The organism is Citromicrobium bathyomarinum, assembly GCF_038594605.1.
Lineage (GTDB): Bacteria > Pseudomonadota > Alphaproteobacteria > Sphingomonadales > Sphingomonadaceae > Alteriqipengyuania > Alteriqipengyuania bathyomarina_B.
On record NZ_JBCFZM010000001.1, the window covers coordinates 1,128,519 to 1,141,222 of the forward strand.

A 12,704-nucleotide genomic window follows, 5' to 3' on the forward strand; every position below is an offset into this window, starting at 1 on the left:
GTTGAAAGAAGTCGAACCCATTTGATGAAGCTTCCCGCATTCAAAAGCGCCCTGCTGTGCGCCGCATTCCTTGCTGTCGCGCACGGCCCTGCGCATGCCGATGTCCTGATCGACAATGTCGAGGGCCTGCGGATCGACGAGGATGGCGATCTCGACCGGTTTACAGGCCTGTGGCTGGAGGATGACGGCACGATCATCGAGGTGCTCGACAAGCGCGACAAGCGGCCCGAGCGGCCCGACTTCCTCGCCGACATGAAGGGCCAGATCATCGTGCCCGGAATGATCGATGCGCACCTGCACGTCATGGGGCTCGGCTTCGGCGCGCTGACAATCGACCTGTCGGAGACCGGTTCGCTCGACGAAGCGCTGGCGCTGATCGCGCAATTCGCGCGCGAGAACCCCGGCCGGCCGTGGATTCTGGGGCGCGGCTGGAACCAGGAAAAGTGGGGCCTTGGTCGTTTCCCCACCGCCCAAGAGCTGGACCGCGCGGTCAGCGACCGGCCAGTCGCGCTCGAACGGGTGGACGGGCATGCGACCTGGGCCAACAGCCTCGCGCTGGAGGCTGCGGGCGTGACCGCCGAGACCGAAAGCCCGGCCGGTGGCCGCATCGAACGCGGGGCCGATGGCGTGCCAAGCGGCGTGTTCGTCGACGCGGCGAGCAGCCTGATCGACAAGGTCGTCCCCGAACCGCGCCCACTCGATCGCGATGTTGCTCTACAAGAGGCGCAGAGACTCCTGCTTTCACAGGGCATCACCGCCGCTGCCGACATGGGCACCACGCTAGCCGACTGGCAGACTTTTCGCCGCGCGGGCGACACGAACCAACTGCGCATCCGCATAATGGCTTATGCGGCGGGTATCGATGCGATGGAGATTATCGGCGGGACCGGGCCGACGCCCTGGCTCTACGAGGATCGCCTGCGTCTGAACGGCGTGAAGCTCTATCTCGACGGCGCGCTCGGCTCGCGCGGGGCGTGGCTCAAGGCGCCCTATTCCGACGATCCAGGCAATAGCGGCCTGCCGCTGCTGAGCGAGGCCCAGCTGCGCAACCTGATGAGCCGCGCGGCGATGGAGAACTATCAGGTCGCGGTCCACGCGATCGGCGACGCTGCCAATGCCGAAGCGCTCTCCGCGATCGAGGAATTGTCGGAAAGCTATCGCGGCGACCGCCGCTGGCGGGTCGAGCATGCCCAGATCGTGTCGCCGGAGGATATCCGGCGATTCGGAGAGCACGGCATCATCGCCTCGGTCCAGCCGGTCCACCAGACTTCGGATCGGCTGATGGCCGAAGCGCGGCTGGGGCCGGCGCGCCTCGAAGGCACTTACGCCTGGGACGCCCTGGAAGAAGCAGGCGCGCGGCTCGCGCTGGGGTCCGATGCGCCGGTCGAATCGCCCAACCCCTTCATCGGGATGGCAGTCGCGATGACGCGCGTCGACGGTGATGGAATGCCTCCGGGAGGCTGGATGCCACAAGAGCGCCTGTCGCGCATGGATGCGTGGCGCGGATTTACCAGCGATGCCGCCTTTGCAGGCTTTGCCGAAGGCCGCTTCGGTCGTCTGGTGAAAGGAGAGCGCGCCGATTTCATCGTGATCGACCGGGATATCTCGCGCGCAAGGCCCGAAGCGATACGCGAGACGCAGGTCCTCGAAACCTGGGTGGGCGGGAAGCAAGTCTACCGGCGCGAAGACCGCTGACCGCCTTTACACGGTGATCCTCCCGATCGACGAGCGGGGTAATAAAATCTTAACCAACGCCATCTAGGCGGCAGTCGAGCGACCGAGATCCGATTAGAATTTGTGCGTTGCACAATGCCTGGGTTTTGATAGTATGCAGCTGTTCAGTCGACACAATTCGCTGCTCGAACGGATAGCGTTGCTCAACGGCAACAGCCTGCTCTGTCGTTGAAAAAGTGTAGATTTTGGGTTGCAATCGCCCGCGAATGAAACCATTACCAAGCTCGATCGTATATAGAATACATTCGAGATTATCCCGCAAGGAGACGTACGTTATGAAGATTCGCACTATGGCTGCTGCCGCTGCCGCACTCTCGCTGGTCGCAGCTCCGGCCGTCGCCGAAGTCAGCTTCGACCGCGCCTCGGCTCCCATCGAGAGCGAAGATGAGCTTGCCGGTAGCGGTGGTGCCATCCTCGGCGTCCTCGGCGTTAGCCTGCTTGTCACCGGCGTTCTCGTCGCGACCGACGTGATCGGCGGCGACGACGAAGAAGGCGTCAGCCCCTAAGTCCATCGCGACTTACCAGTTAGAAGAAAGGGCCTCCTTCCGGGGCCCTTTTTTTATGCTTGTAGCGCAGGCTCGCTGCTGGGCTTATTCTCGCAGCGGAAAATTGGCGAGTATGCGGAGCGGGTGAGCGCGACCGTAATGGTGCTCGGCATGTCGATGCCTTCGGTCACGCGGTGAACGGTCTGGGCCAATGCTCGAAGGAAAGCGCCGCCCGTCGGGTAAGCGGCGCATCCGATCGGCGAGTAACCTTCAGGTACTTTCGCGCGCCTCGCGGTCTTCGCTTTCGCCCTTGTCGTCCCGAGAGCCTTCACGCCGCTCCAGGATCAACATAAGCAGCAGCGACCCTTCGAAGAGCAGGTAAAGCGGAGCTGCGAGGATCAGTTGCGAGCCCGGATCGGGCGGCGTGACGACGGCCGCGACACCAACCACCCCGACGATCACGTAGCGGCGAATCTTGGACAGCGACTTGCGGGACACGATCCCTGCGCGCTCGAGAAGCAACAGCAACACTGGCAGCAGAAAGCTGATCCCGAAAGCGAGAATGAACTGCATCACCAGGCTCAGGTATTCGCCCGCGCTGGGCAGTGCCTCGATCGGCAAGCCGCCTGCCTCGCCCTGGAAGCCGAGGAAGAAGCGAAACGCAGTCGGCATGACCACAAAATAGGCAAGACACGCACCCGCGGTAAACAGGAGCGGCGTTGCAAGCAGAAACGGCAGGAAGGCTTTTTTCTCTCGCGCATAGAGCCCCGGCGCGACGAACGCCCACAACTGGTTCGCGATAAACGGAAAGCTTACGCAGAAAGCCGCGAACAGCGCGACCTTTAGTTCGACGAAGAAGACCTCGTAAAGCTTGGTATAGACGAGCCGCCCCTGCCCGGGAGGGAAGGCTTCCGCCAGTGGCCGGGCCAGAAAGGCGAGGATCTGGTCGGCGAAGTAGAAACAGACGCCGAAAGCGATAGCCAGCACCAGGACCGACCGAAGCAGTCGCCCCCGCAGTTCCACCAGATGCTCCATCAGCGGAGCCTGCGTTTCGTCGATATCGCGCAGAATGCCCATGCTCAGGCCTTCCGGTCCTTCGCCGCCTGTTGATCGTGGAGCGGCAGCTGCGGTTCGTTCGCGGTGCTCTCCACCTCGCCATCGGTGTCTGTGTCAGGAGGGCTACCCTGCCCGCTCACACGCGCTTCCGCCGAAGCGGAGGCAGGTGCGGCACCATCGGAGGGCACCGGATCGTCCTTCGCGGGATCGTGCTCTTGCGTAATGTCGCCCTCCTTCACAGGAGGAGGCAGGGGCGTCATCTCATCGGGATGATCGCGCATGATCTGCGCGTTCCGCTCCTTCCATTTCTTCTCCATCTCCTCGATCTCGGCCTCGCGCACCATGGCGTCGATCCCGGCGCGAAAATGGCTGGAGACGCGCCGCATCTGTCCGATCCAGCGGCCTGCGGTACGCATGGCGAGCGGCAGATCCTTCGGCCCGATGGCGAGGATCGCGACAATCGCGATGACCAGAATCTCGGGGGCTCCGATATTGAACATGGGCTTGGCGAGCCCCTTTCAGATCAGGAGGTGCGGTCGCTTGTCTGGCCCGGAGCCGGGGCGGGCGTCGGTGCGGGCGTGTTCTCGTTGACGGTTTCGCCGGCGGGCTTGGCTTCGTGGGCCGGGCCTTCGATGCGCGGCGCAGGCTCGCCCGGCTTCTTGTCGTCTTCGTCGCTGAGGCCTTTCTTGAAGCTGTTCACACCCTTGCCGAAATCGCCCATCATCTCCGAAATGCGTCCGCGCCCGAAAAGCACGAGCACGACGAGCGCGACGATGAGAATTTGCCAGATACCGATTTGACCGAACATAAGTGCCTCTGTGTGATCCGACCCTCCCTATAGGGACTGCGGAGCGCGACTTCCAGCGAAGAGCGATGGCTCGACGCACTAGTTCGCCTCAGGCGCGTCGCTTTCCTCGTCGGCCTCAGCCATCTCTGCCTCGAAGGCCTCTTCCACCGGATCAAGCATGCCGGTGGCGCGCAATTCGTCGATTCCCGGCAGGTCGCGTCGCGATTCGAGCCCGAAGTGGCGCAGGAATTCGGGCGTGGTGGCGTAGATCAGCGGGCGGCCAGGCACTTCCCGGCGGCCGGCGGGCTTCACCCAGCCCGCCTCCATCAGCACGTCGAGCGTCCCGCCCGAGGTCTGCACGCCGCGGATCGATTCGATTTCGGCGCGGCTGACCGGCTCGTGATAGGCGATGATCGCCAGCACCTCTGTCGCCGCGCGGCTGAGCTTGCGAAGGGATTCGCGTTCCCTGCGCAAGAGATGCGCGCAATCGGGCGCGGTCTGGAAATGCCAGCGCTTGCCACGCTCCACCAGATGGATCCCGCGCGGGGCATAGAATTCCACTAGCCTGGCAAGCGCGGCGCGCAATTCGCCCTTGTCCGCGTCGCCGAGATGGGTCGCAAGCTGATCGACGCTGAGCGGTTCTTCCGACGCAAACAGCGCTGCCTCCACCCCCCGTTCGAGCGTCGCCTCCTCGCTCATGCAGCCGTGCGCACCCGGCGCAATCTGAGCGGGCCGAAGATATCGTCCTGCGCCAGCTCGGCGCGGCCCGTGCGCGCGAGCTCCAGCGCGGCGACGAAGCTGCTCGCCATGGCGGACTTGCGCAGCCGGGCATCTGCACCGGGAGGAAGGAAATCTTCCAGCACCATCCAGTCGAGCGTGACCCCGAGCATGGACGAAACGCGGTCGATCGCGCTTTCCAGCGTCATAACCTGGCGGTCGCGAACTGTGTGCAACGCGGGCGCGTTGCGCGCCTTCACCTGTCCGTAGGCACGCACCAGATCGTAATAGCCGACCTGCCAGCTGATCGTTCGATCGGTCCGCAGGCCCTCCGGGTTGCCGCGCAGGAAAACGTCGCGTCCCACCCGGTCGCGCCCCATCAGCCGCCCCGCCGCCTCGCGCATCGCGCCCAGCCGCTGAAGCCGCAGGTGAAGGCGCAGCGCGAGCTCTTCTGGGCTCGGGTCTTCCTGCTCGTCCTTGGGCAGCAGCATCGCCGATTTGAGATAGGCGAGCCATGCCGCCATCACGAGGTAATCGGCGGCAACCTCAAGCTTCAGCTGTTCGGCACTATCGAGAAAGGTCAGGTACTGGTCGACCAGCGCGAGGATCGAGATTTCGCGCAGGTCCACCTTCTGCTTCCGGGCAAGCTCCAGCAACAGGTCGAGCGGCCCTTCCCAGCCGTCGAGCGCGAGATAGAGCGCGCCCTCATCCGGGGTGCCGGAGGTGCCCGATGCCGCGATGCCGCGCCATTCGCCTTCCTCTCCGGGCAAATCCTCGAAGCCCGGACTGGACGAGGCAATCGTGCCGCCTTCCGGTTGCTCGATCACAGGTCCAGCTCCGCCGCCGCGAACAACGCATCGCGCATGGCCACCAGCGCGTCGACGTCGGCAGGCTCGGCCGGAGGAGAGACGCTCGCCAATGCTCGATCGAGACGAGCGGAACTCTCAGGCCGGATGGTGCCGCAGGCTTCCACGATGCCGACCATGTCGTCCATCTTCGCCCAGCAGTTGAGCGCGAGATCGCACCCGGCGTCCAGCGCGCGCTTCGAACGCTCGGGGATCGTCCCGTCGAGCGCCTGCATGTCGATATCGTCGGTCATCAGCAATCCGTCGAAACCGATCCGGTGCCGGATAATGTTCTCGACCACCCATGCAGACTGGGTCGCGGGCCTCTCCGCATCCCAATCGGTGAAGACGATATGCGCGGTCATCCCGATGGCGGCGCGCCCCGCGAGCTTGGCGAAAGGCGCGATGTCGACCGCAAGTTCGGCATCGGGGGCATCAACCACCGGCAGGTGCTTGTGGCTGTCAGCCGTCGCCCGGCCATGGCCCGGCATGTGCTTGAGGCACCCGGCGACACCGGCTGCCGCCATCCCTTCGAGGATCGCCCGCCCCAGCGCCGCAACCTGCATCGGTTCGCTGCCGAGCGCACGATCGCCGATCACGTTGTCGGTCTCGGGCCGGGCGACGTCGCAGGGCGCGTGATAGTCGACGCTGATACCCGCAGCCGCCAGCTCGGTCGCCATGGCCTCGCTGTTGAGGCGTAGCGCCTCGATCGCCGAAGCGGGCGCAACTTCGTAAAGTTCGGCAAATCGCGAGGGCGCAGGCCATTTGCGCCATTCGGGCGGCCCGAGCCGGGCGACGCGGCCGCCCTCCTGATCGATCGAGACCAGCAGCCGCTCGCGCCCGTGAATGTCGCGCAAGCTATCGGTCAGGCGGCGCAGTTGCTCGGGATCGACGCAGTTGCGCTTGAACAGGATGTAACCTGCCGGGTCTGCCTCGCGGAAGAACGCCCGCTCGTCTGCGGTCAGTTCGGGGCCGGAACAGCCGAAGATTGCTGGCGTCATAATGCTGCTGAATCTGGCAGGATTGCGCGCTTTCGGCAAGCTGCGGTCGGCTCATGACGGTGGAAAGCCGGACGGGCAAGGGCCCGCCCGGCTTCGGCCATCACTGCTTGATCTGGCTCGCCACACCATCGGCCTCCAGCGCATCGCGCAGACGACGCGCGGCGGCCATATCGCCCGGCACCGCCTGGAGCCGGTAGACCGTGCCGATGTCGGCTTCGCCCTTTACGACCCTGTACTGGACCCCCGAGAGCGCATCGGTCTGCCGCTGAAGCTTGCGCCAGCCCTCCTCAGCAGTCGCCTTGTCGCGATAGGCGCCTACCTGCACCACGATGCGGTTGTCGGTCGCAGCTGGCGCAGCAGGTGTTTCCTCCGGCTGCTCGTCCGCTGGCGTCTGCTCCGGCGCGACCGGTTCGGGCGTTGCCGACCCTTCGGCCAGGCGTCCCTCACGGGTTTCGCCCTCGCCCACCGCAGGCGCCATGTCCCCGGTGCCCTCGAAGGTCTTGCCACCCGGATCCTCGGGCCGTTCCTTGTAAGGCTCGTCGGGTGCTTCGATCACGCTGCCATCGGCGACCGGTGTGCCCAATTCGCCGCGATTGCCGAAATACCAGATCCCGCCGACGATCAACGCCAGCACCACGAGGCCCAGCACTACGAAACCCGTGATTCGCCACGCATCGACGCTCTCGATTTCTTCGTAGTCGGAGGATTCGAGCCACGGCAGCGCATCATCGTCGCTGACCAGACCAAGGTCTTCACCCTCAAAACCCGACTCGTTCTCGGGTTCGACGAAGGCCTCGGGCTCTTCGGCAGGTTCTTCGACCGAACCGCATTCCGCCCCCTGATCGGAGGGTTCCGCCTCGGCGGACGTATCGTCGCCCTGCTCGATCGTGCCGCCTTCTTCGGAACCGGCTTCAAGCGTCATGGCAGGCTCCTCGGCAGTGGTTTCGCCAGCGTCGGCAGGCTCATCTGCATCGGTGCGCCGCTCGTCGTCGGTCCGGGCTGCATCGGCTGCAGGCGCGGCGGAAGACGCTTCCCCCTCCGAATCGCGCCCTTCCGGGCTCTGATCGTCGCGATCGTCCCCATCGATCATCGTTACATCTCCTCGACGGCCTCCACCCCGAGGAGACCGAGTCCATTACGAATAACCTGACCTATTTGCGCGACCAAATAAAGCCTTGCCCCACTTAGGCTGGGGTCCTGTGTCAGTATGACCCTCTTGGAAGAGTCATCGTTTCCGGCATTCCAGTAGGCGTGGAAGGCGGCTGCAAGGTCGTAGAGGTAAAAGGCGATCCGGTGCGGTTCGCGCGCCTGCGCCGCCGATTCGACGACGCGCGGATATTGCGCGGCCTGCTTGACCAGCGCGATATCGCCTGCAGTCAGAGAATCGAGTGCCTCATCGCTCGGCGCGATGCTTTCCTCGCCCGCCTTGCGCATCGTCGAGCAGATCCGGGCGTGCGCATATTGCACGTAGAAAACCGGGTTGTCCTTCGATGCTTCGACCACCTTGGCGAAGTCGAAATCCATCTGTGCTTCGGGCTTGCGGGTCAGCATGGTGAATCGCACGACATCTTTGCCGACCTCTTCGACGACATCCGCCAGCGTCACGAAATTGCCCGAACGCTTGGACATTTTCACAGGCTCGCCATCGCGCATCAGCTGGACCATCTGGACCAGTTTGACATCGAAAGGCACCGGTGTGCCCTTGCCCTCGCCCAGCGCCGCAACCGCCGCCTTGATCCGCTTGACCGTGCCCGCGTGGTCCGCACCCCAGATGTCGATCAGCGCGTCTGCATTCTCCGCCTTCTGCATGTGATAGGCGAGGTCGGCACCGAAATAGGTCCACTTGCCGTCCGACTTCTTGATCGGACGATCCTGATCGTCGCCAAACTGCGTCGAACGGAACAGCGGCAGCTCGACCGGCTCCCAGTCGTCGGGCGTCTTGCCCTTCGGCTTTTCCAGCTCGCCATCATAGACGAGACCCTGCTCGCGCAGCCATTTCTCTGCCTCGGCAGGCTTGCCCGCCGCCTGCAACTCGGCCTCCGACGCGAAGACATCGTGCTGGATGCCCAGCTTGGCGAGATCGGCGCGGATCAGCTCCATCATCGCGGCCACGGCGCGCGGGCGGAACAAGGGCAGCCATTCGTCCTCGGGCGCGGAGGCGTACCTGTCCCCGAATTCCTCGGCCAGCGCCTTGCCGACCGGGATCAGGTACTCGCCCGGATAGAGCCCCTCGGGGATCGCGCCGACCGCTTGCCCCAGCGCCTCGCGATAACGCACGTGCGCAGAGCGGGCGAGGACATCGACCTGGCCGCCTGCATCATTGACGTAATACTCGCGGATCACCCGGTGTCCGGTCGCGTCGAGCAGGCTGGCAAGCGCGTCGCCGACCACCGCGCCCCGGCAATGGCCCATATGCATCGGGCCCGTCGGATTGGCGGAGACATATTCGACGTTCACGCGCGTGCCCTCGCCCATCGGCGATCGTCCATAGCCATCGGCAAGCGCGCCGATCGCCCGAATCTCTTCGATCCAGGCCCGGTCCGCGACGCGCAGGTTGATAAAGCCAGGCCCCGCAATCTGTGCGCTTTCGATATCGGGATCGCGATCGAGATGCTCGACGATCTTCTCGGCCAGCGCGCGCGGGTTGGTCTTGGCGGCCTTGGCCAGCACCATCGCGGCATTCGTGGCGATGTCGCCGTGCGAGGGATCGCGCGGCGGCTCGACCGCGACATTCGCGCGGCTCACGTCCGCGGGCAGCGAGCCCTCCATCTCGAGTGCGGAAAGCACGGCGTCGATCCGCTCGGCAAAAGCGGCATACAAGGTGTTTATAGTGGACATGGCGCCCGCTTAGCCGGTTTCGCAGCGCCCGCAAGGGAGCGCAGCGTCATGACATGCCCGACCGCGTCGGCGGGGATGCAATCAGCGGGTGGCGTTGTAGGCCAGCTGTTCTTGCGACAGCTGGAAGCCGACCAGCAATTCGAAGGTTGCCGCTTGCACGGCGGCCTTCACCTCGGGATCGGCCAGCGGATCCAGCGCCGCATCGGCATCGCCTGCCCGGCGCTCGCGCGTGATCTTGCGCCGCACGTCGTCGGGCAGCGTCGCGTCGGCGCGGTTGATGAAGGCCCCGGCCTGTCCCCGACCCACCGCTCGGTCCTGTCCGTCGGCAAAGGTCACGCTGACCGTTCCCACCCGCTTGGTGACGACCGAGCTGCCGCCGCGCAGGACGACCGAGAAATAGGGCAGCTCCACGGTCCGTGCGCCGCGCGTATCGGCGCGGCTCGCGTAGACATCGAAGGTTGCATTGGCATAGACGCGCTCGCCCGCCTCGTCGCAGGTGGTCCGCAGGTTGGTCATGCTCGCCTCGATGTCGAGATCGCTCGCAAGGCGGCTGTCGGCGCTGCGGAAGGTGGTGATGTCGCCGGTGTAATCGGGGATGCCGACGGCAGGGCACAAGGTTCGCACCGAGGTCACGCCGACGCCCTGGTTCAAGACGAGATCGCCTTCCTTGGAACAGCCCGAGAGGGCCAGCACGATGGCGGCCGGAGCGATGATGCGGACGGCAGGATGCATTGTCTTATCGGTTCCCTGATCGGTCTTGTCGTCAAACTCGTCCCGGCCACCTAGCGGCGCGCGAGCATAATGGCTAGATAGGCGCTCATGAACGCCGCCTTTCCCGCCGAGCTGCCGGACGCCGATGCCAAGTCGTCGCGCCCTGGCCTGACCCTCCTCATCGCGGCCCCGCGCGGCTTTTGCGCAGGCGTGGACCGCGCGATCGAGATCGTGGAGCGCGCGCTCGATAAGTATGGCGCGCCAGTCTACGTCCGGCACGAGATCGTGCACAACCGTTATGTGGTGGACGGGCTGCGCGCGAAAGGCGCGATCTTCGTCGAGGAGCTGGACGAGGTGCCCGACGACGCACCGGTCGTTTTCAGCGCGCATGGCGTGCCCAAGGCGGTCCCTGCCGAGGCGGAGCGGCGCAAGCTCCTTTATGTCGATGCGACCTGCCCGCTGGTCAGCAAGGTCCACCGCCAGGCCGAGCGGCAGCTGGAAAAAGACCGTCACATCATCTTCATCGGCCACGAAGGCCACCCCGAGGTGATCGGGACCATGGGTCAGGTTCCCGAAGACGGAATGACGTTGGTGGAAACGGTCGAAGACGTTGCGCGCCTGCCTTTTTCGCAGGATGACGCGCTGTCCTTCCTCACCCAGACCACGCTGTCGGTCGATGACACGCGCGACATCGTCGAAGCCTTGCGTGTCCGCTATCCAAAGATCGTCGGGCCGAAGGCAGAAGACATCTGTTACGCGACATCCAACCGCCAGGCTGCGGTCAAAGAGCTCGCGCCGGATAGCGACCTGGTGCTGGTAATCGGCGCGCCCAATTCGTCCAACTCGCTGCGGCTGGTCGAAGTGGCAGAGCGCTGCGGAACGGTTTCCAAGCTGATCCAGCGGGCAGACGAAATCGACCCCGCATGGCTCGAAGGGGTCGAGACGGTCGGCCTGACCGCGGGCGCTTCGGCACCTGAGAAACTGGTGCGCGAAGTGGTCGCCAAACTCTCCGAATGGCGCGAGATCGACGAGCGCCCGGTGCTGGTTACCGAAGAGAAGATGACCTTCAAGCTGCCGCGCCAGCTGGTCGACTGAAACCGGCGCGCGGCAGGGCAAGACGCGGGGCCATGGCCGTATACACCCACCTCACCGCCGCCGAACTCGCGGAGTTCGTTGGCCAGTACGATGTCGGCGCGCTGCGTTCGGCCAAGGGAATTGCCGAAGGCATTTCCAATTCCAACTGGCTGATCGAGACCGCGCATTCCGGTGCCTCGCGCCGGTTCATCATGACGGTATTCGAAGCGCGGACCGAAGCCGCCGACCTGCCCTTTTTTCTGCACCTGCTCGATCATCTTGCCGATGCGGGCCAGCCCGTGCCGCGCACCATTCACACGAGCGATGGTGGGCAGATGATTACCGTGCGGGGCAAGCCCGCCGCGCTGATCGAGTTTCTGCCCGGCGTCTCTATCGACGAACCCGACGCGCAGCAGGCGCATGCGGTGGGCGTGGCGCTCGCCGATCTGCATCTGGCGACGCGCGATTTCTCGCCGACCCGCACATCGACCCTCTCGATTCCGACCTGCATCGCGATGCTGCGCACTTACGCCGACCGCTTCGACGAGATCGACCCTGAGCTTGCGCAGATCCTGCCCGATTGCGGGGCGGGACTGCTCGACGAATGGCCCGACGCCCTGCCGGAGGGCACGATCCATGCGGACCTCTTCCCCGACAACGTGCTCTTCGTCGACGGCGTGGTCACTGGCATGATCGATTTCTACTTCGCCTGCACAGGCACGCTCGCCTTCGATGTGGCGGTAACGCATGCGGCGTGGAGCTTCGCCCCGACGGACGGTGCTTTCCGGCCCGAGATCGCGAAGGCGTTGATGTCCGGCTATCAAACTCACCGAAGCCTGAGCGATGCAGAACGCGCCGCACTGCCAATTCTTGCGCAAGCGGCATGTCTGCGGTTTGTCGCGACACGCGTGGAAGACTGGTTCGCGACGCCCGCCGATGGGCTTGTCCGCCGCAAAGACCCGATGGAATTCGCCCGCAGACTTGCATTCTATCGTGAGCGAGGCGAAGCGCCCTTCGCATGAGCGACGTACAGATTTTCACCGACGGGGCCTGCAAGGGCAATCCCGGTCCCGGCGGATGGGGTGCACTGCTGCGCAAGGGCGCAACCGAAAAGGAAATGTCGGGCGCGGAGCCGAACACGACCAACAACCGCATGGAAATGACCGCCGCGATCGAGAGTCTGTCCGCGCTCAAGCGCGCCTGCGCGGTCGATCTCTATACCGACAGCAAGTACCTGATCGACGGGATCACCAAGTGGCTGCCCGGCTGGCAGAAGCGCGGCTGGAAAACCGCGAGCAAGCAGCCGGTCAAAAACGAGGACCTGTGGCGCAAGCTCTCCGAGCTCAATGCCAAGCACCAGATCGAATGGCACTGGGTCAAAGGCCATTCGGGCCATGCCGAAAACGAGCGGGTCGACCGGCTGGCCAGCGATGCGGCGGAGAGCTTGCGCTAGCGC

The 12,704-nt window shown here is 64.8% G+C and carries 14 protein-coding genes; 5 read left to right on the forward strand and 9 right to left on the reverse strand.

What is annotated here, in order from left to right:
* Positions 1 to 24 precede the first annotated feature (24 nt).
* Complete coding sequence (locus tag AAG612_RS05525; protein ID WP_342508028.1) at positions 25 to 1,695, forward strand: amidohydrolase; 1,671 nt, start codon at positions 25 to 27, stop codon at positions 1,693 to 1,695.
* 314 nt (positions 1,696 to 2,009) lie between these two features.
* Complete coding sequence (locus AAG612_RS05530; RefSeq protein ID WP_342508030.1) at positions 2,010 to 2,240, forward strand: hypothetical protein; 231 nt, start codon at positions 2,010 to 2,012, stop codon at positions 2,238 to 2,240.
* A gap of 249 nt (positions 2,241 to 2,489) precedes the next feature.
* Here the strand turns inward: AAG612_RS05530 and tatC are convergent, their stop codons facing one another.
* From tatC to AAG612_RS05575, 9 genes are all read right to left on the reverse strand, one after another.
* The gene (gene tatC, locus AAG612_RS05535; RefSeq protein WP_342508031.1) at positions 2,490 to 3,296 is read right to left on the reverse strand and encodes a twin-arginine translocase subunit TatC; all 807 of its coding nucleotides are present in this window, start codon (positions 3,294 to 3,296) and stop codon (positions 2,490 to 2,492) included.
* Positions 3,297 to 3,298: 2 nt separating this feature from the next.
* A complete protein-coding gene (gene tatB, locus AAG612_RS05540; RefSeq protein ID WP_342508033.1) occupies positions 3,299 to 3,775 on the reverse strand; it encodes a Sec-independent protein translocase protein TatB in 477 nt (158 codons plus the stop codon).
* A 23-nt stretch (positions 3,776 to 3,798) separates the two neighbouring features.
* Positions 3,799 to 4,083 (reverse strand): twin-arginine translocase TatA/TatE family subunit, encoded by a 285-nt coding sequence (tatA, locus tag AAG612_RS05545; protein ID WP_342508034.1) that lies wholly within the window; start codon positions 4,081 to 4,083, stop codon positions 3,799 to 3,801.
* Between the two features lie 78 nt (positions 4,084 to 4,161).
* Entirely contained in the window at positions 4,162 to 4,761 is a 600-nt protein-coding gene (scpB, locus tag AAG612_RS05550) for an SMC-Scp complex subunit ScpB (RefSeq protein ID WP_342508036.1), read from the reverse strand.
* Positions 4,758 to 5,519: a segregation and condensation protein A gene (locus tag AAG612_RS05555; protein ID WP_342508608.1), complete on the reverse strand. Its 762-nt coding sequence runs from the start codon at positions 5,517 to 5,519 to the stop codon at positions 4,758 to 4,760. Before AAG612_RS05555 ends, scpB begins: the two co-directional genes overlap by 4 nt.
* Positions 5,520 to 5,602: 83 nt before the next feature.
* Entirely contained in the window at positions 5,603 to 6,625 is a 1,023-nt protein-coding gene (nagZ, locus tag AAG612_RS05560) for a beta-N-acetylhexosaminidase (protein WP_342508038.1), read from the reverse strand.
* A gap of 100 nt (positions 6,626 to 6,725) precedes the next feature.
* Positions 6,726 to 7,715, reverse strand: a complete 990-nt coding sequence (locus AAG612_RS05565; RefSeq protein WP_342508040.1) for an SPOR domain-containing protein — start codon at positions 7,713 to 7,715, stop codon at positions 6,726 to 6,728.
* 2 nt (positions 7,716 to 7,717) lie between these two features.
* Entirely contained in the window at positions 7,718 to 9,463 is a 1,746-nt protein-coding gene (argS, locus tag AAG612_RS05570) for an arginine--tRNA ligase (RefSeq protein ID WP_342508043.1), read from the reverse strand.
* An 81-nt stretch (positions 9,464 to 9,544) separates the two neighbouring features.
* Entirely contained in the window at positions 9,545 to 10,195 is a 651-nt protein-coding gene (locus AAG612_RS05575) for a hypothetical protein (RefSeq protein WP_342508045.1), read from the reverse strand.
* A gap of 87 nt (positions 10,196 to 10,282) precedes the next feature.
* On the opposite strand from AAG612_RS05575, the gene ispH reads away from it, so the two are divergent.
* From ispH to rnhA, 3 genes are read left to right on the forward strand one after another with little or no spacing between them, the layout of a single operon-like run.
* Entirely contained in the window at positions 10,283 to 11,269 is a 987-nt protein-coding gene (ispH, locus tag AAG612_RS05580; RefSeq protein ID WP_342508047.1) for a 4-hydroxy-3-methylbut-2-enyl diphosphate reductase, read from the forward strand.
* 32 nt (positions 11,270 to 11,301) lie between these two features.
* The gene (locus AAG612_RS05585) at positions 11,302 to 12,270 is read left to right on the forward strand and encodes a homoserine kinase (protein ID WP_342508049.1); all 969 of its coding nucleotides are present in this window, start codon (positions 11,302 to 11,304) and stop codon (positions 12,268 to 12,270) included.
* Positions 12,267 to 12,701: a ribonuclease HI gene (gene rnhA, locus AAG612_RS05590; protein ID WP_342508051.1), complete on the forward strand. Its 435-nt coding sequence runs from the start codon at positions 12,267 to 12,269 to the stop codon at positions 12,699 to 12,701. Before AAG612_RS05585 ends, rnhA begins: the two co-directional genes overlap by 4 nt.
* Positions 12,702 to 12,704 lie beyond the last annotated feature (3 nt).

Bases quoted from the DNA above. Each gene is read 5' to 3' on its own strand.
- AAG612_RS05525 (WP_342508028.1), top strand. From the start codon at position 25: ATGAAGCTTCCCGCATTCAAAAGCGCCCTGCTGTGCGCCGCATTCCTT.
- AAG612_RS05530 (WP_342508030.1), top strand. From the start codon at position 2,010: ATGAAGATTCGCACTATGGCTGCTGCCGCTGCCGCACTCTCGCTGGTC.
- tatC (WP_342508031.1), bottom strand. From the start codon at position 3,296: ATGGGCATTCTGCGCGATATCGACGAAACGCAGGCTCCGCTGATGGAG.
- tatB (WP_342508033.1), bottom strand. From the start codon at position 3,775: ATGTTCAATATCGGAGCCCCCGAGATTCTGGTCATCGCGATTGTCGCG.
- tatA (WP_342508034.1), bottom strand. From the start codon at position 4,083: ATGTTCGGTCAAATCGGTATCTGGCAAATTCTCATCGTCGCGCTCGTC.
- scpB (WP_342508036.1), bottom strand. From the start codon at position 4,761: ATGAGCGAGGAGGCGACGCTCGAACGGGGGGTGGAGGCAGCGCTGTTT.
- nagZ (WP_342508038.1), bottom strand. From the start codon at position 6,625: ATGACGCCAGCAATCTTCGGCTGTTCCGGCCCCGAACTGACCGCAGAC.
- AAG612_RS05565 (WP_342508040.1), bottom strand. From the start codon at position 7,715: ATGATCGATGGGGACGATCGCGACGATCAGAGCCCGGAAGGGCGCGAT.
- argS (WP_342508043.1), bottom strand. From the start codon at position 9,463: ATGTCCACTATAAACACCTTGTATGCCGCTTTTGCCGAGCGGATCGAC.
- AAG612_RS05575 (WP_342508045.1), bottom strand. From the start codon at position 10,195: ATGCATCCTGCCGTCCGCATCATCGCTCCGGCCGCCATCGTGCTGGCC.
- ispH (WP_342508047.1), top strand. From the start codon at position 10,283: ATGAACGCCGCCTTTCCCGCCGAGCTGCCGGACGCCGATGCCAAGTCG.
- AAG612_RS05585 (WP_342508049.1), top strand. From the start codon at position 11,302: ATGGCCGTATACACCCACCTCACCGCCGCCGAACTCGCGGAGTTCGTT.
- rnhA (WP_342508051.1), top strand. From the start codon at position 12,267: ATGAGCGACGTACAGATTTTCACCGACGGGGCCTGCAAGGGCAATCCC.